Annotated in this window: 17 protein-coding genes and 1 pseudogene; 6 read left to right on the forward strand and 12 right to left on the reverse strand. The window is 47.0% G+C overall.

From position 1 onward, the window contains the following. Window positions 1-34: 34 nt before the first annotated feature. From dadX to M2387_RS04365, 3 genes and pseudogenes are all read right to left on the reverse strand, one after another. Window positions 35-1105, reverse strand: coding sequence for a catabolic alanine racemase DadX (gene dadX, locus M2387_RS04355; protein WP_259047407.1), 1071 nt, complete (start codon window positions 1103-1105; stop codon window positions 35-37). Between the two features lie 9 nt (window positions 1106-1114). After that, window positions 1115-2428: pseudogene (locus tag M2387_RS04360) on the reverse strand (D-amino acid dehydrogenase); the annotation flags it as partial. Between the two features lie 241 nt (window positions 2429-2669). Then, complete coding sequence (locus tag M2387_RS04365; RefSeq protein ID WP_259047409.1) at window positions 2670-3752, reverse strand: LLM class flavin-dependent oxidoreductase; 1083 nt, start codon at window positions 3750-3752, stop codon at window positions 2670-2672. A gap of 448 nt (window positions 3753-4200) precedes the next feature. Here M2387_RS04365 and M2387_RS04370 point away from each other — a divergent pair, with 448 nt between their 5' ends. Beyond that, window positions 4201-5733: a SpoVR family protein gene (locus M2387_RS04370; protein ID WP_259047410.1), complete on the forward strand. Its 1533-nt coding sequence runs from the start codon at window positions 4201-4203 to the stop codon at window positions 5731-5733. A gap of 77 nt (window positions 5734-5810) precedes the next feature. Here M2387_RS04370 and fadR read toward each other — a convergent pair whose 3' ends face one another. Beyond that, window positions 5811-6530, reverse strand: a complete 720-nt coding sequence (fadR, locus tag M2387_RS04375; RefSeq protein WP_259047411.1) for a fatty acid metabolism transcriptional regulator FadR — start codon at window positions 6528-6530, stop codon at window positions 5811-5813. Between the two features lie 706 nt (window positions 6531-7236). Here fadR and dsbB point away from each other — a divergent pair. Then, window positions 7237-7767 (forward strand): disulfide bond formation protein DsbB, encoded by a 531-nt coding sequence (gene dsbB, locus M2387_RS04380; protein ID WP_259047412.1) that lies wholly within the window; start codon window positions 7237-7239, stop codon window positions 7765-7767. 141 nt (window positions 7768-7908) lie between these two features. Here dsbB and M2387_RS04385 read toward each other — a convergent pair whose 3' ends face one another. Continuing rightward, window positions 7909-8223, reverse strand: a complete 315-nt coding sequence (locus M2387_RS04385; RefSeq protein WP_409039423.1) for a BON domain-containing protein — start codon at window positions 8221-8223, stop codon at window positions 7909-7911. A gap of 272 nt (window positions 8224-8495) precedes the next feature. Here M2387_RS04385 and M2387_RS04390 point away from each other — a divergent pair, with 272 nt between their 5' ends. Next, the gene (locus M2387_RS04390; protein WP_259047414.1) at window positions 8496-8693 is read left to right on the forward strand and encodes a hypothetical protein; all 198 of its coding nucleotides are present in this window, start codon (window positions 8496-8498) and stop codon (window positions 8691-8693) included. Window positions 8694-9009: 316 nt separating this feature from the next. On the opposite strand, the gene M2387_RS04395 is transcribed toward M2387_RS04390, so the two are convergent. From M2387_RS04395 to M2387_RS04410, 4 genes are all read right to left on the reverse strand, one after another. Beyond that, window positions 9010-9294, reverse strand: a complete 285-nt coding sequence (locus M2387_RS04395; RefSeq protein ID WP_259047415.1) for a hypothetical protein — start codon at window positions 9292-9294, stop codon at window positions 9010-9012. Window positions 9295-9597: 303 nt separating this feature from the next. Beyond that, window positions 9598-10044: a YcgN family cysteine cluster protein gene (locus M2387_RS04400; protein ID WP_259047416.1), complete on the reverse strand. Its 447-nt coding sequence runs from the start codon at window positions 10042-10044 to the stop codon at window positions 9598-9600. 129 nt (window positions 10045-10173) lie between these two features. Continuing rightward, on the reverse strand, window positions 10174-10833 hold the full coding sequence (locus M2387_RS04405; protein WP_259047417.1) for a fumarylacetoacetate hydrolase family protein: 660 nt from the start codon (window positions 10831-10833) through the stop codon (window positions 10174-10176). A 132-nt stretch (window positions 10834-10965) separates the two neighbouring features. Beyond that, the gene (locus M2387_RS04410) at window positions 10966-11244 is read right to left on the reverse strand and encodes a YcgL domain-containing protein (RefSeq protein ID WP_259047418.1); all 279 of its coding nucleotides are present in this window, start codon (window positions 11242-11244) and stop codon (window positions 10966-10968) included. A 126-nt stretch (window positions 11245-11370) separates the two neighbouring features. Here M2387_RS04410 and minC point away from each other — a divergent pair, with 126 nt between their 5' ends. The 3 genes from minC to minE are packed head-to-tail and all read left to right on the forward strand — an operon-like array spanning window position 11371 to window position 13197. Further along, a complete protein-coding gene (minC, locus tag M2387_RS04415) occupies window positions 11371-12081 on the forward strand; it encodes a septum site-determining protein MinC (RefSeq protein ID WP_259047419.1) in 711 nt (236 codons plus the stop codon). Between the two features lie 24 nt (window positions 12082-12105). Then, window positions 12106-12918, forward strand: coding sequence for a septum site-determining protein MinD (gene minD / locus M2387_RS04420; protein ID WP_259047420.1), 813 nt, complete (start codon window positions 12106-12108; stop codon window positions 12916-12918). Window positions 12919-12921: 3 nt separating this feature from the next. Continuing rightward, the gene (gene minE / locus M2387_RS04425; protein ID WP_259047421.1) at window positions 12922-13197 is read left to right on the forward strand and encodes a cell division topological specificity factor MinE; all 276 of its coding nucleotides are present in this window, start codon (window positions 12922-12924) and stop codon (window positions 13195-13197) included. Between the two features lie 72 nt (window positions 13198-13269). On the opposite strand, the gene rnd is transcribed toward minE, so the two are convergent. From rnd to tsaB, 3 genes are all read right to left on the reverse strand, one after another. Next, the gene (gene rnd / locus M2387_RS04430; protein ID WP_259047422.1) at window positions 13270-14391 is read right to left on the reverse strand and encodes a ribonuclease D; all 1122 of its coding nucleotides are present in this window, start codon (window positions 14389-14391) and stop codon (window positions 13270-13272) included. 42 nt (window positions 14392-14433) lie between these two features. Then, window positions 14434-16119, reverse strand: a complete 1686-nt coding sequence (gene fadD / locus M2387_RS04435) for a long-chain-fatty-acid--CoA ligase FadD (protein WP_259048285.1) — start codon at window positions 16117-16119, stop codon at window positions 14434-14436. Window positions 16120-16403: 284 nt separating this feature from the next. Beyond that, window positions 16404-17099 carry a tRNA (adenosine(37)-N6)-threonylcarbamoyltransferase complex dimerization subunit type 1 TsaB gene (gene tsaB / locus M2387_RS04440; protein ID WP_259047423.1) on the reverse strand — a complete coding sequence of 232 codons (696 nt, stop codon included), beginning with the start codon at window positions 17097-17099 and terminating at the stop codon, window positions 16404-16406. Window positions 17100-17101: the final 2 nt, after the last annotated feature.

Below are 17101 nucleotides of genomic sequence, written 5' to 3' on the forward strand. Positions count from 1 at the left end.
CTGGCTGGGGCAGAACTTCACTGCCCCAGTCTTTTTAGTGTGTCACAACCGGGACACGTAGTGCCAGGGCGCACATTAACTCGTAGCCTACAGTACCGGCGCTGGCAGCAACATCATCAATCTTAATCTGCTTACCCCATAATTCTACCCGGCTACCAATACCCGCGTGTTCACAAGATGTTAAATCCACCGCCAGCATATCCATTGAGATTTTACCCACCGTCCGGGTACGTACACCCTCTACCCAAACCGGCGTGCCATCAGGAGCCAGACGCGGATAACCATCTGCGTAACCTCCGGCAACGATACCAATCCGTAGCGGCTCTGTGGCACTAAAACGACCGCCATAGCCCACTCTGCTCCCTGTATGTAATTGCTGGATACCAATTATCTCACTTTCCAGACTCATCACCGGCTGAATGCCGGTAGTCGCGACATCCTGCCACTGACCGCTGGGTGAAGCCCCGTAGAGAATAATACCCGGTCGTACCCACTGATAATGGGTCTCAGGATGCCACAGTGTTGCGGCAGAATTTGCCAGCGAGCGCGGGCAATCGAGTCCTTCTGCTGCCTGATTAATACACTGTAATGGCGCGGTTACCCCTTCCGGCGACTCCGCATCGGCGAAGTGTGTCATCAGGGTTATATGCCCGGCATTGGATGTGTTTTCAAGTTTCTGCCATAAGGTTGGCAACAAGGAGGGAGAAAATCCGAGGCGGTTCATGCCACTATTGATTTTCAAATAAACATCAATTGGCGCGGACAATTTCGCCGTTTCCAGCGCTTTGAGCTGCCAGTTACTGTGTAGCGCTGTAGTAAGACGATATTTATCAAATATTCTTAGCTCATCGGGCTGAAAAAAGCCTTCCATCATCAGTATCGGGCCTTTCCAGCCGCGCTCTCGCAATAGGATTGCATCCTCAAGATTCAGCATCGCAAAGCCATCCGTCTGGCTCAGCGCTGACCAAACCCTGTCGAGACCGTGGCCGTAAGCATTCGCCTTCACCACTGACCAGATGCGTGCGTGCGGGGCTGCACGACGTACGACAGCCAGATTATTACCTAACGCACCCAAGTCAATCCGGGCAACAAGTGGACGGGCCATGCCTGCTCCTTACTGATAAATTCGCGATAAAGAATGCGGATGTGCAGAGGTAAAACCGGGTGAATAGCGCGCTATCGCTAAATCATCAAAGGCAATCGCAGGTGTTATCCCTGTCATTAAGTCACTCAGCAACTGGGCTGAACCGCAAGACATCGTCCAGCCAAGCGTGCCGTGGCCGGTATTAATCCACAAATTGTTATAGGGGGTCCGGCCGACAATCGGCGTACCATCCGGAGTCATTGGGCGTAATCCACTCCAGAACGTCGCCTGTTCAACGGATCCACCGTTGGGGAAAAGGGAGTTAACAACCATTTCCAGCGTCTGTCGACGGGCTTCCAGCAACCCCTGGTTGAAACCCACGATCTCCGCCATCCCGCCAACACGAATGCGATTATCAAAACGAGTAATAGCCACTTTATAAGTTTCATCTAGCACGGTTGATACCGGTGCAGCAGCGGCATTTTTAATCGGCAACGTCAGAGAATAACCTTTGAGAGGATAAACAGGAATATCGGCGATATCCTTCAGCAACTCTGTGGAATAAGCCGCCAGCGCGACTACATAGGCATCTGCTTTCACAATTTCATCGCCGCACTTTACACCGTAGATTTTCTGATTTTCATATAACAAGCGATCAATCTGGCAGTTAAAACGAAATTTAACGCCTGCGGCTTCAGCCATTTTTGCGAGGTTTTGGGTGAAGAGCTGGCAATCTCCGGTTTCATCATTCGGTAAACGGAGCCCGCCGGTAAGTTTGTGGGTGACTTCCGCTAAGGCAGGCTCAGCGCGACTGAGTTCATGAGCCGCTAACAGCTCAAAAGGAACTCCCGCCTCTTGCAGAACCGCTATGTCCTTGGCGGCATTGTCAAACTGCTGAGTCGTGCGAAAGAGTTGGAGCGTTCCTCCCTGGCGACCTTCATACTGAATATTCGTGTTATGACGCAGGGTCTTCAGACAGTCGCGGCTGTACTCTGCCAGTCGCACCATCCGACTTTTATTTTCTTTGTAATGCCGGGCATCACAATTGCGCAGCATCTGCCAGACCCAGTGTAACTGAAAAGGGGTGCCATCAAGCCGCATGGCAAGAGGGGCGTGGCGCTGAAACATCCACTTGATGGCTTTGAGTGGTACACCTGGTGCGGCCCAGGGGGCAGCATAGCCGGGTGAGATTTGACCCGCATTAGCGGCACTGGTTTCAAGGGCCGGGCCTGCAGCTCTGTCAATGACGGTCACATCGTGTCCGGCCTGGTTTAAATACCAGGCGCTAGTCACACCGATAACACCACTACCCAGTACGACAACTCGCATCTCGACCTCATGGTTTTCTAAAGAATAATAATCTGATTACAAATTGATAACCCAGATGAAAATGTTATTCAATATCTATAGCCATTTCGGTGAGCAAACTCACAGCCTACGCAGTGATAAACATCATTATTATGTTGGATTTATAAACCAGTAAAAGTCACTCATCCAGTTTATTATGCCAGAAAGGTAATCAAACAAACCCGCCTGGCATTGATGCGTCTCGTATTTATTGATTATCAGAAGCCAGTCATACGCTTTATCCTCCCGCTGAGGTTAACACCGCTTCACTGGCAATAAATTCTCTCAACTCAGGTGCAATCAGATTAGCCAGTACATCGATATTATTCTGCACCAGCTCGAACGGTAAGGCCCCGGTATCCACATGAGCCAGGAACTGTTGTTGCTGGTACAACTGATATTGATATTTCATCTTGGCAAGGATCGTTTCGGCTGAACCAATCATCATGGCATTATCAACGGCCAGTGACTGGTAGAGAAAATCAATCGGTACAGAATCCGATCTCAACTCTTTCATCATCCCGTTAAAATACGGATAGAACCCTTTAACCGCCTGCTCATCCGTCTTCGCGGTATGAAACCAACTGGTCGTGGTCACCGGCATATCCTTTAACTGATAACCAGCGGCCAGTGCTGCCCGTCGGTATGCTTCAACGGTTGTTTTAAAGTTCAGAGAACTTCCGGCAAGCGTCGTCAGTACCATCGGCATGCCTCGGTTTGCTGCCGCAATAGCACTGCTGCTGTGGCCGCCAACCGCATGCCATATTTTAAGTTTTCCACGTAGCGGCTGCGGGTAGACGCGAGCATTGGTCAGCGGTGCCCGGAATTTTCCCTGCCAGCTAAGGGGAAGTTGCCCTGCCGTAGCCTCATTTATCATGGTCAGCAGTTCCAATTTTTCATCAAACAGCGCTTCATAATCATTGGGCGAATAGCCCAGCAGACCAAAACCGCCGATCCGCGAACCGCGGCCAGCCACTACTTCCGCACGGCCGTTTGAGATGAGATCCAGGGTGCTAAAATCCTCAAACAGTCTTACCGGATCGAGGGTACTGATTACGCTAACAGAACTCATCAGCGTTATATTTTTCGTCGCCTGAGCGACAGCGCCCAATATCACGGTATGCGCAGCGCTGACAAATCCCTTCTCGTGACTTTCGCCCAGAGCATAAATATCAAGGCCTGCAGCTTCAGCCTGAACAGCCATATCAATTAAATTCCTGACGCGTTCCTGCTCTGTGGATTTCTTACCGGTGGTCGGATCGGTCAGATGGGCACCAATAGACGAGATGCCGATTTTGAAAGGTGATGTATTGTTTTTCATAGTTATTTACTCACTTTTTCTTGCTGCTTAATGACAGATGACGGATAGCTCACGTCATACCACGACAAAAAAACAAACTATTAAATTAATCCAAATAATTTGATGTTAAATGTCGGTTCAATGCTTTCAACAAACCCTTTTTCAGGGCCGAATCTATTGCATAACAGAAGAGTACTTGAGTTCTCATTCAAAAAAAATGCTAAATATTTGCCTTAATCATTCAATTAAATTGAATCAAAGTATTCAGTATCGAAACCCGATTATTTATGAGATGCCGACAGACCTGTAATCCCACGAAAAAAATTGAGACATGCAGGAAAAAGATGAGTCTTGATAGAGATAATAAAATGTGAAGAAAAAAATACAGAACAGGTATATCTTCAATAGGTTGTCTATTCTTTAAACTGAGACTCTTGATTTGAGAGTCGATAATAAAGAGGGTGCGCTGATGGTGACTGTAACTGATTCTGCCGCTAAGGATGTGGACCGTCTGAGTGACGGACCCGACTGGACATTTGAGCTACTCGAAACATATCTTGCCGAGATAGACAGAGTCGCAAAACTGTATCGACTTGATACCTACCCTCACCAGATAGAAGTGATTACCTCAGAACAGATGATGGATGCCTACTCCAGTATTGGCATGCCTATCAATTATTCTCACTGGTCGTTTGGTAAAAAGTTTATAGAGACCGAACAGAGGTATAAATATGGTCAGCAAGGATTGGCCTATGAAATCGTGATTAACTCTAATCCCTGCATTGCCTATTTAATGGAGGAAAACACTATGACGATGCAGGCACTGGTCATTGCCCATGCTTGTTATGGTCATAATTCTTTCTTTAAAAATAATTATTTATTTCGCAGCTGGACAGATGCCAGCTCGATTGTTGATTATCTTATCTTTGCCAAAAATTACATCAGCCAGTGTGAAGAACGCTATGGGGTTGATGAGGTCGAGCGCCTGCTGGATTCCTGCCATGCCTTAATGAACTATGGTGTCGATCGCTATAAACGCCCGCAAAAAATATCGCTGGAACAAGAGAAAGCCCGTCAGGAAAGCCGTGAAGCTTATCTGCAAAGTCAGGTAAATACATTATGGCGGACGCTGCCACGTCGCGAAGAAGAAGTGACTATCGAAACAGAACGCCGTTTTCCCACAGAACCACAGGAAAACCTGCTCTATTTTATGGAAAAAAATGCCCCGCTGCTTGAACCCTGGCAACGTGAAATCATGCGTATTGTGCGTAAATCCAGCCAGTATTTTTATCCCCAAAAACAGACACAGGTAATGAACGAGGGCTGGGCAACATTCTGGCACTATACCCTGCTCAACCATCTCTATGATGAAGGGAAAGTCAGCGAACGTTTTATGATGGAGTTTCTCCACAGCCATACCAATGTGGTGTTCCAGCCGCCTTATAATAGCCAGTGGTACAGTGGTATTAACCCTTACGCACTGGGCTTTGCCATGTTCCAGGATATCAAACGTATTTGTCAGTCACCAACCGAAGAGGACAGATACTGGTTCCCGGATATTGCGGGCTCAGACTGGCTGGAAACACTGCATTTTGCCATGCGTGATTTTAAAGATGAGAGTTTTATCAGCCAGTTTTTATCACCGAAGCTGATGCGTGATTTTCGTCTGTTCACGGTACTGGATAATGATAAAAATAATTATCTGGAAATAGCAGCAATTCATAACGAGGAAGGTTATCGCCAGATCCGCCATCAGCTTTCAGCCCAGTATAATCTCAGTAATCTGGAACCGAATATACAGGTCTGGAATGTGAATTTACGCGGCGATCGTTCGCTAACTTTACGTTATGTCCCGCATAATCGCGTTCCTCTGGATAGCGGATACAAAGAAGTGCTGAAGCATGTCCATCGTTTATGGGGATTTGACGTCGTGCTGGAACAACAAAATGAAGATTCAAGCGTGGATTTACTGGATCGTTGTCCGAACCGGAATCTGACATAAGAGATTCAGGCTCGTTATCTGTCAGCTACCCTGGAAACCAGACTCCAGGGTAGTCTTTCTGTTGTAACATAAGTGTCTTAACGGCCGAGCATGACAACGTCACTGGGTAAATTCTTCTGCATGCTATGCCAGATCTCACCACTTTCACGCCCGTAATTTCTCACCACTTCGAATACGTTATCGTATAAACCTTCCTGGCAAAGCTTACCTAGCTGATGATAGAAATCCAGCGCAAGGCGACGCGCAGCGGGGTTGGAGAAATATTGACGGCCAATCCGGGTATACAAACCTTTCATGCCATTAATAATTAAACCGTAAACAGGATTGCCAGAAGCAAAAGCCAGCCCACGGAAAATATTATAATCCAGCGCGGCAAAAGCATCGGCGCTATCATCAACCGAAGCGACTTGGGACAAGACTTCCTGTGTTTTTTCAGGATGCTGGCGTATTGCCGTGCGGATGAAAATGGTTGAAATATTGGTTCTGACCGACAATAAGTTATCGATAAGCTGCGGCACGCTATCATGATCGAGTCGTGCCAGGGTCTCCAGAATATTCAGTCCGGAGGTTTCCCAGAAATTATTCACACGGGTCGGTTTACCATGCTGAATGGTCAACCAGCCATCACGAGCAAGACGTTGCAGAACTTCGCGCAACGTGGTTCTGGTTACTCCAATAAGCTCTGACAGTTCACGTTCAGCGGGAAGAATAGATCCCGGCGGAAAACGACTATTCCAGATACTTTCTATAATATACTCTTCAGCGAAACCCGCTGGGCTTTGTGCCTTGATGACCATGGTAAAATTTCCATTACGCAGGTTTTGCCAGTTATACTCATCATACCAGATAGCATGAATTCCAGATAGCGTCCAAATTTACGTTCTCTATCCAAAATATTTCAAGTTGCTGATAGGCGCTGAGCTCAGAAAAACGATGAACATAAATAAATGATCCGGGGCTCATAATACAATCGAAAAATCTAATGGACGTGCGTTATAACGCAGTTTTTTATCTTAATAAGCTAATATCAGTAAACGCACGGCCTGTATTCGGGATTACGCTCCGACGATTATACGAGTAGAATGCCCTTCAGCTCTTGTATCCGGGATGTCGTTATCCAGGGCAATACGTTAGCGATTTTTCAGGCAGTCACGGGTTTTGTATCACCGCTCCCTCAGTGTTTAGCGCGCTGTTGCTGGCTGAGCATGATACAACTGTACACAGATTATCTATGTAAACAGAATCATTGTTATCTTGCCGGTACGCGTAAACGGAATTTTACTACTCCAGCGAAGAAAAAAACAATAAACCATTGATTTTAATTTATTAATTTAATTACACTAATTCTGTACAGATATAGAAGCCAGATGAATGTCTTCGTTTCACTGACGACAGCCGACCCTTGATGCTCTCAGTCCACGAGTTATTTTCATCTATCCTACTAGCACAAAAAACTTTTTCGTTTACACTGCCGACTCTAGGCATGTTGCAGGGATCCTGATTATGTTGCAATACTTAAACCAGTGCTCACGTGGACGCGGAGCTTGGCTGTTAATGGCGTTTACTGCTTTCGCTTTAGAACTAGTCGCATTGTGGTTTCAGCACGGCTTAGGCCTGCATCCCTGTGTGATGTGTATCTATGAGCGTAGCGCATTGTTCGGTGTGATGGGTGCGGGCCTGTTGGGCGCAATCGCTCCTAAATCACCGCTACGCTACGCTGGGATTGCACTCTGGCTTTACAGTGCAGGGAAAGGTTTGCAGCTGGCCTGGGAACATACAATGATACAATTGCACCCGTCCCCGTTTGCTACTTGCGATTTTGCTGCACGTTTTCCTGAATGGTTACCGCTTGATAAATGGCTACCACAAGTTTTTGTCGCCAGTGGTGACTGCGCTGAATTACAGTGGTCATTCTTATCACTTGAGATGCCACAGTGGTTAATTGGTATTTTTGCGGCGTATCTGATTGTTGGCGTGCTGGTGCTGATGGCGCAGTTCGTTAAGCCAAAAAAACGCGGCCTGTTTAATCGCTGATTGCCGATCCACATTGATTAAAAGACTTACCTGCTGGTGAGTCTTTTTTTTGCTGAATACCCTGAAAAATAAAAAACCCATCGGTATCAACACAATGGGTTTTTAAAACAGATGACTTAAGTGTCATCTTTCAGCGATAAATTATTTAAGGCGCATAGAGTTAATGACGGTTCTCACACCCGGAACTGTTTGAGCAGTTTTCACTGCCAGAGCTGCTTCCTGGTCACTGGAAACAAAACCACTTAATTGCACACGGCCTTTAAAAGTTTCTACAGAGATCTGAGTTGATTTAATATTTTTTTCGCCCAGCAGTGCAGCTTTTACTTTAGTCGTGATAACAGAGTCATCAAAATAACCACCGGTACCTTCCTGGGTTGGTGACGGGGCGCAGGCAGTTAACGTCAGACCCAGTGACATCACAACGCAAATCATCATAAAAAATTTCTTCAAGTTCATTCGGCTTTCCTTACATTATAATTAGTACGATCACCCTGAGCTGGTGATACCCCTTTAAGAATTGTCCATTTTTCGCGATGCTGCAAGTAACTCCCCTGCTGATTGCGATAAAATACATTAATTTAACCAACAGATAACAGTCAACAAACGTTCTGATGCTTTATTGCAGAAATATTTTCGACTCATCGGGAAAAGCACTAACCATCGACACCATATTGAAATATATTTAGAGTGTTGGCACTTTCTGAATAATAAATGCGAGTACGTTAAAAATGAAAATACTGATTTGGATCCTCACATGGATATTCGGCATCGCCTGCGGATTATCGGTAGCCAGCTGGCTTATCGCTAATGAAAAAATAGGCGATGCGATTGTGTTTCTCTATGTCACGAATGGTTTTACATTTGTTGCCTTTGTCGCGCTGGTTTACATGTTAATCAAACATCGCATTCATTTGTTCAAAAAATAAACGACCCTTACTACAGACAGAAGATAGCGCAAGACGAATCGACACTCCAGGTGGTTTTGAAGTTCTTTTGCGCTAATTTTGTTCCCCCTGTTTACCCCCAAGGATTCTCACCCTCTCTCAGTACTTCGTTACTTTGAACAACAGAAAGAGCACCGATCCCGTTTTGAAGGAACGTAATAAGTCATCCGGTATCCATTCGGTATTCCTGTATTGACTGTGGAATAACCAGTATGAAAGCTCCTTTGACTGTGGAAATGAGGAAACACGTGCCGGTTGCGGGTAAACATCCCGGCACTAATATCACTGAGGGTGAGATTTATTCATATCCAATCGTTCGTGAGAACACGCGTTTATAGACGGCGCGTCTCGCTGCAATATGTTCGGGGTTTTCGTTTACTCCTGAGCTTTCAAGTGCCGATGCCATTGATTCTATATAGTTTTTAATTAACTCAACTTGATACTCTGGGGATGTGGCAGCGGTCGCGAGAAGTATTACCTCCAGGGCGAGCTTCTCGTTATCAATTGCTCTGACTCTATCCTCCAGATATTCAATTTTTTGCTCAAGTTCGGCAATTCGATCATTGGTAGCGATGTCATTCATATTTTTATCCCGGAGCATAATCTTTATGAAGATAGTGAATTATTAGTTGTATTAAAAATTACTCATTTCCACAAGTAACTAATACTGGTCGCTGATGAAATAATAAAAACACCTGAGGGGAAGTGAAGGTATTCAGATGCGTAGGGATGAGGTTTGCCATCGTAACGGATAGAAGGGGTTATCAAAGAGCCTGAGGTGGAAGACTGTTCTTGCCATGCTGTCTCGATACCGCGTCGCTGAACTTGTCCCACATATACCTCAGGCCATAAATCATTAGCCATTAGTCTCTTTCATATCAGACAATTAATCAGCCCATTCCGGCTTATTCATAATATGATCCTGCCAGTCGACCACTTCAGACTCTCTGACAGCAATATGACGAACAGAAATACGCTCACCATGCATTGCTGCTTTAGAGCCGGTTAGCAGCGGATGCCAGCCAGGCAGCGGTTCACCCTCAGCCAGCAGGCGGTATGCGCAGCTGTGAGGAAGCCATTCAAAGGTAGGCAAATTATCCCGCGTCAGCTTGATACAATCAGGCTCATACTCAAAGCGGCGCTCATAATTTTTACACTGACAGGTTTTGATATTGAGCTGCTTGCAGGCCACATTGGTGAAATAAATTTCATCAGAGTCTTCATCCATCAGCTTGTGAAGACAGCATTGCCCGCAGCCATCACACAGCGACTCCCATTCGGCATCACTCATTTCATCAAGGGTTTTACTTTGCCAGAAAGGGACTGCGGTCATAACGGTTCCTGCACGAGAGAATTAAAAGGATTTCAGGTGATTTGAAAAGCATGTTTATACCCAAGAACCTTGGGTATAAACAGTATACCTTAAGACGGTAAATATTGCCGCCAATTGACGGCAATAGAGTTATAAAACCCGGGTCGTCAGGCTCTTATCAGCAAAAGTGACTTCCAGTTCATCATTTTTAGCCAGCGGTCCGACACCTTCAGGTGTCCCTGTCAGAATGATATCACCGGCACGCAGGGTAAAGAATCGGCTGGCATAGGCAATCAGCGGGATGATTTTATGCAGCATATCAGCGGTAGAACCTGACTGACGGGTCTCACCGTTAATAATAAGACTGAGGGGAATATTCTGCGGATCCTGGTGAAATTCACGCGCGGAAATAAAACCAGAAATGGGGCAGGAATTATCAAATGCTTTGGCCTTTTCCCATGGACGTCCCGCTTTTTTCAAGCCACTTTGCAAGTCACGTAACGTCAAATCCAGTGCAACACCGTAGCCTGCTATCGCCTTGAGCACATGATCTTCAGAGGCCTGTTTTAAGGTTGAACCTATTAACACGGCAAGCTCGACTTCATGATGTACTTCACCCAAACCTTGAGGTAAGGCAAGAGGCTGACGGATATCGCATAATGCGGTTTCAGGCTTAATAAATAACACCGGCTCTTCCGGCGTCTGGCTCCCCATCTCTTTAATATGTTTAGCATAATTACTGCCAACACAAACGACCTTACTCGCCGGATAATCCAGGACCGCCCCTTGCCAGTTACGATGTTGATACATGATGTCTTTCTCCACCTTGAAATCGTCGTTAATTATGATGTCTGAGTGTCAGCCTATCACGAGCCGCTGTAGCGAAATGAATAGAGAACATAATACTCATTCTGATATTTCTGGCGCTTGAATAGCTTTCACCTATGATTTTTTCGGAATATTTTCCAAGTGCATAGTAAGCAAACTTTCTGGCGGCGGCGGGATCTGTAAATAATAGCCGTCCTGCTCGAGCGCACTTTTCAATTTATCCAGAGAGGTATGAGCAAGTTTTTTACTGCCATCCAGCGGTAGCATCATAGCGAGTACTGGTGTGCCAAACCCTTTCATCAGCTCTTCAGGTACCCGCGAAAAATCATCTTTTTTCTCAACATACAGATATGTCTGGTCACGCTTAGTACTTCGATAGATCACACAATACATGTTTTTTACTCTATTTTAGCCCGTCTGTGGCTTGCCTGAATATATTGAGAACTATAACATGCCTTGCGTAGTTCGGAATATCGTCCCACAATTGTGGGGATTGAAACTGAATTGGGTAAGGTCAGGATGTCAAATACGCCAATCGAGTTAAAAGGGAGCAGTTTCACACTCTCTGTCGTTCATTTACACGACTCCAGACCAGAGGTCATTCAACAAGCTCTGGAAGAAAAAATAGCCCAGGCGCCGGCTTTCTTAAAACATGCGCCAGTCGTATTAAATGTGGCAAGCCTCGAAGGCGCAGTTAACTGGCAGCAGATCCAACAGGCGGTAATATCGACCGGGTTGCATGTTGTAGGGATCAGTGGCTGTAAAGATGAGTCATTGAAAGCTGCAATTGCTCTCGCCGGGTTACCCCTCCTGAATGAAGGCAAAGAAAAAGTGGCACGGGAAACTGTGTCTGCAACACCTGTTCCGGCTCCGGATATTGTTCCGGTGGCTGCGCCATCCACTCAAACACGCTTTATTGATACACCTATTCGATCCGGACAGCGCATTTATGCACAAAATAGTGATTTGATTGTCGCAAGTCATGTCAGCGCAGGTGCAGAATTAATTGCAGATGGTAATATTCACATCTACGGTATGATGCGTGGGCGAGCGCTTGCAGGCGCAAGCGGTAATACTGATACTCATATATTTTGCACTCATCTGCATGCTGAGCTAGTTTCAATTGCAGGAGAGTATCGGCTGAGTGATGAAATTCCGGCTGACTATTATGGAAAAGCGATTCGCCTGAATCTGATTAAAGGCGCGCTTTCCTTTCAACCTTTATATTAGGCCCTTTATAACAAGGAACTCCTCATGGCACGCATTATTGTAGTTACATCGGGTAAAGGGGGCGTTGGTAAGACCACGTCTAGCGCAGCCATCGCTACGGGATTGGCTCAGAAGGGACATAAAACTGTCGTTATCGACTTTGATATTGGCCTGCGTAATCTGGACCTTATTATGGGTTGCGAGCGCCGCGTAGTCTATGATTTTGTTAATGTTATCCAAGGTGATGCAACATTAAATCAGGCGCTGATCCGTGATAAACGCACTGAAAATCTCTATATCCTGCCAGCCTCACAAACGCGCGACAAAGACGCACTGACCCGTGACGGCGTCGCCAAGGTGCTGGAAGACCTTAAGGCAATGGATTTTGAGTTTATTATTTGTGACTCACCAGCGGGTATCGAAACAGGAGCGCTGATGGCGCTCTATTTCGCTGACGAAGCAATTATTACCACCAACCCTGAAGTCTCTTCAGTCCGGGATTCTGACCGTATTCTGGGTATTCTTTCCTCTAAATCATTACGTGCTGAAAAAGGTGAGAGCCCAATAAAAGAGCACTTACTTCTGACACGTTATAATCCGGGTCGGGTCAGTAAAGGGGATATGCTGAGTATGGAGGATGTGCTGGAAATTCTGCGCATTCCACTAGTGGGTGTTATCCCTGAAGACCAGTCTGTTCTGCGGGCATCTAACCAGGGTGAGCCTGTAATTCTTGATGCCGAGTCTGACGCAGGTAAAGCCTATGCGGATACCATTGAGCGCTTACTCGGAGAAGAACGCCCTTTTCGCTTCATAGAAGAAGAGAAGAAAGGATTCCTCAAACGCCTTTTCGGAGGATAAGTTATGGCACTTTTAGACTTTTTTCTTTCGCGAAAAAAGAGTACTGCTAATATCGCTAAAGAACGTTTGCAGATTATCGTTGCAGAGCGACGTCGGGGTGATAGCGAACCCCATTATTTACCACAACTGAAACGCGATATTCTGGAAGTCATCTGTAAGTATGTTCAGATAGATCCGGAAATGGTTACCGTTGCGCTGGAACAAAAAGGCGATGATATCTCTGTTCTGGAACTGAACGTGACATTGCCTGAGACCGATGAAGTATTGAAGCCTGACTAAGCGACTGTGACTTTATAACGAGTAAAAATAAGTTACCGGAATACGATTACCGATTCCGGTAACTTATCTGTTTTAATGGCCTGCCAGCTGCTGATGTAACTTATCAGCCATCAATTCCCTACGCCAGCCGCTTACCAGTTCCGGCTGTAACGACTGTGGCTTCAATTTCCAGTGCCAGTTCAGTAACTGGTTAATCTGGCGACGAGAAGCCAGCAGTTCCACGCTTAACCCACTCGTTTCACTGACGGTTTGAACCGTCGCCTTAATCGCCTTAAATAATCCGCGATAACCCGGCATATCAACCAGATTCACCAGAGGGGCCGGTAGTTCACTCTCAGGTAACGCTTCGGCTTCCGCCACCAGAGCTATCAATGTTTTGCCGTGGAAACGGATCTCGGTGCCACTGAGTCCCAAATTAGCCAGTTCACCGAGAGAGCCTGGCAGATAACGTGCAACCTGCCAGAGATTTTCTTCCCGTATGACAAAATTCACCGCCATATCCCGCTCGCGTGCGCAACGCAGACGCCAGGCGGCCAGTTTTTTCAGGCATGCCAGCTGACGAGGTCGTAATTGCCAGGCCTGGCTAATCTCACGCCAGGCTTCTTCGGGTGCAAGAATATCCTGACGCCGGGCCTGCATCAGACGGCATTCACTCAGTGCGGCTTGTAACCAGCCCGCCGTTTCAGCCTCGGCCACCAGTTTGTGGGCAATCGGCAATAAATAGAACACATCCGCCGCCGCATATTCACACTGGCGCTCTGACAGTGGGCGTGCCAGCCAGTCAGTACGTGACTCGCTTTTATCCAGCGCAATACCGGTGAAGGATTCAACCAGGGTGGCAAAGCCACAAGACAGAGGCCTGCCGGTGAATGAAGCCAGAATCTGAGTATCAATAAAAGGTTCTGGCATCATGCCGAAGGCATTAAGAAAAACTTCCAGATCCTCGCTACCCGCATGTAAGAATTTTTGGATACCGGTGTCCTGTAGCAGCGCTTTAAAGGGAGACCAGTCACTGATTGTCAGGGGATCGATCAGTGAAATGGTTTCGCCATCATACATTTGCAACAAGCCAAGTTGCGGATAATAAGTACGTGTACGAACAAACTCGGTATCCAGCGCTAACGCAGGATACTGCCGGGCCGCTGCACAAACAGCAGCAAGTCCGGCATCAGTAGTAATCATCTGGTAATTCAAATTCTATTCTCTTAGATTTATGCCCGAAGGCAGACTCTACGCTTAGACTGTATTGTTACCTGTCACACTCGTCTCGTCACGTAGTTCTCGTCGTAAAATTTTTCCAACATTGGATTTCGGCAATTCAGTACGAAACTCAATCAATCTTGGTACTTTATAGGCGGTAAGATGGCGTCGGCAAAAGATAATCAGCTCCTGCTCACTGAGGTCAGGCGACTTTTTAACCACGAAAATTTTCACGGCTTCACCTGTGACACCCGCAGGGACACCTACTGCCGCCACTTCGAGCACACCTTCGTGTTGCATCACCACTTCTTCAATTTCATTCGGGTAAACGTTAAAACCGGAGACCAGAATCATATCTTTTTTCCGGTCGATAATACGCATAAAGCCGTTTTCATCTATCTCCACGATATCACCGGTTTGCAGCCAGCCATCTTTAAGCACTTCTGCAGTGGCTGCGGGTTGCTGCCAGTATCCCAGCATCACCTGCGGGCCTTTAACACAAAGCTCACCCGGTGAGCCGGGAGAGACTTCAAGGCCATTATCATCAATCAACTTAACATCGGTAGAAGGAACCGGTAAACCAATAGAGCCACTGTGATAATCCATATCATGTGGGTTCGCACTGACTAAAGGTGAGCTCTCCGTCAGACCGTATCCTTCAAGCAGGAAACGTCCGGTCAGCTTTTCCCAGCGTTCAGCGACCACATGCTGCACCTGCATACCGCCTCCGGCAGAGAGATGCAGAGAGGAAAAGTCCAGCTGTTGAAAGGCTTTGTTATTCAATAACGCATTAAACAGGGTATTCACGCCGGTCATCGCGGTGAAACGATATTTACCCAGTTCTTTCACAAAACCGGGAATATCACGAGGATTGGTAATCAGCAAACTACAGCCGCCAAGTTCAATAAAGAACAGGCAGTTCACCGTCAGGGCGAAAATGTGATATAGCGGCAGCGGCGTGACCACCAGCTCTTTGCCCTCTTCAAGTAGCGGACCATAGGCCGCTTTCACTTGTTCGAGGTTAGCCAGCAAATTGCGATGAGACAGCATCGCGCCTTTAGCCACACCGGTTGTACCGCCGGTATACTGTAAAAAGGCCAGATCGGTACTCACAATATCTGGCTTGAGGTACTGCAAATCTTCGCCGCTTTGCAAGGCCTGACGAAATGAAATAGCTCCTGGCAAATGGTATTTTGGCACCATACGCTTGATGTATTTAACCACCAGGTTTACCAGCGTACCTTTCGCCAACGAAAGCTCATCACCCAGTCGAGTCAGAATCACATGTTTTACTTGGGTATGACTGACGACTTTTTCGAGCGTATGCGCAAAATTAGAGACAATAACAATGGCACTCGCTCCACTGTCACACAACTGGTGCTCCAGCTCACGCGGGGTGTACAGTGGGTTCACATTCACCACCACCATACCGGCTCGTAAGATGCCAAATAAAGCCACCGGATACTGAAGCAGGTTAGGCATCATTAAGGCAACACGATCGCCTTTTTTCAGCCCCAGCCCTTGCTGTAGATACGCGGCAAATGCCCGACTCCGCTCTTCCAGTTTACGGAAGCTCATGGTTTCACCCATATTGATAAAAGCGGGCTTGTCGGCATAACGTCCAACGGCCTGTTCAAACATATCAATCAGAGACTGATATCTGTCGGGATTAATTTCTGCCGGTACATCGGCTGGATAGCGCTTAAGCCAGACCTTATTCAAAGACACACCTCTAATCGTACTGTTCATTGTCATCGCACACCTCGGCGCACCACTTCATTAACATTATATTAACTCAGCGTACCAGTTTGTTTATTAGCCCGTTCAAAGGTTGCGAAGCGCATCACTCATTTTTTTATGGGCGAAAATGACAAAAAATCACGGGGTGAGCCGTGATTTAAAACAACAAACAACAATAAGTTATCAAAAGAAGGCCCGACATCTCGAGCCTGAAGCGGATATCTGCTTACTTTATCAGCAGGAGAGCAGAACATGACTTTCGATGGTTACTCACGACCAGGCAGTTTTTTCCAGGTCACTTCATTGCGTAAATAGACAGGTTCTGATTCTTCAACTGCGACCGCTTGTCCGGCGTTAAAAGCCAGAAGAGCCAGAGGTAACATATCTTCTGCTTCGGGTAAGGTTGTTTCACCGTCACGGATCTGTAACCCACTTTGGCTGGCCATATCAGGCCAGGCCTGCCAGCCCGTGCCGACGATAGCCCACTCACCGGTTAACCCGGCTAAACGTTCAGCTACCGCATCAGGTTTTAATACCGCTTCACTCGCTTCGCCCTGCCAGACACCCGCCTCATCCCGAACATATTCCGCCCAGTAGACTTCACCCATGCGGGCATCTATTGCAGCCAGAACCCGAGTGGCTCCGGTACGTCGCCATGCTCCCTGCGCCATGGTTGCCAGCGTCGAGACACCGACCATTGGCAGTTCAGCGCCAAGAGCAAGCCCTTGGGCAATGCCAATACCAATGCGCACACCCGTAAAGCTTCCCGGCCCACGCCCAAAGGCCAGCACGTCGATATCCGCTAACCGCGTTTCAGCACGCTCAAGGATTTCCTGCACCATTGGCAGGATACGTTGCGTATGTTCACGCGGGCAGAGTTCAAACTGGGCGTAACACGCCTCAGGGTCTTGCAGCGCAACAGAACAAGCTTCAGTTGCAGTATCGATGGCTAAAATGCGCATGG

It is taken from the genome of Klebsiella sp. BIGb0407 (genome assembly GCF_024807845.1).
GTDB lineage: Bacteria > Pseudomonadota > Gammaproteobacteria > Enterobacterales > Enterobacteriaceae > JGM124.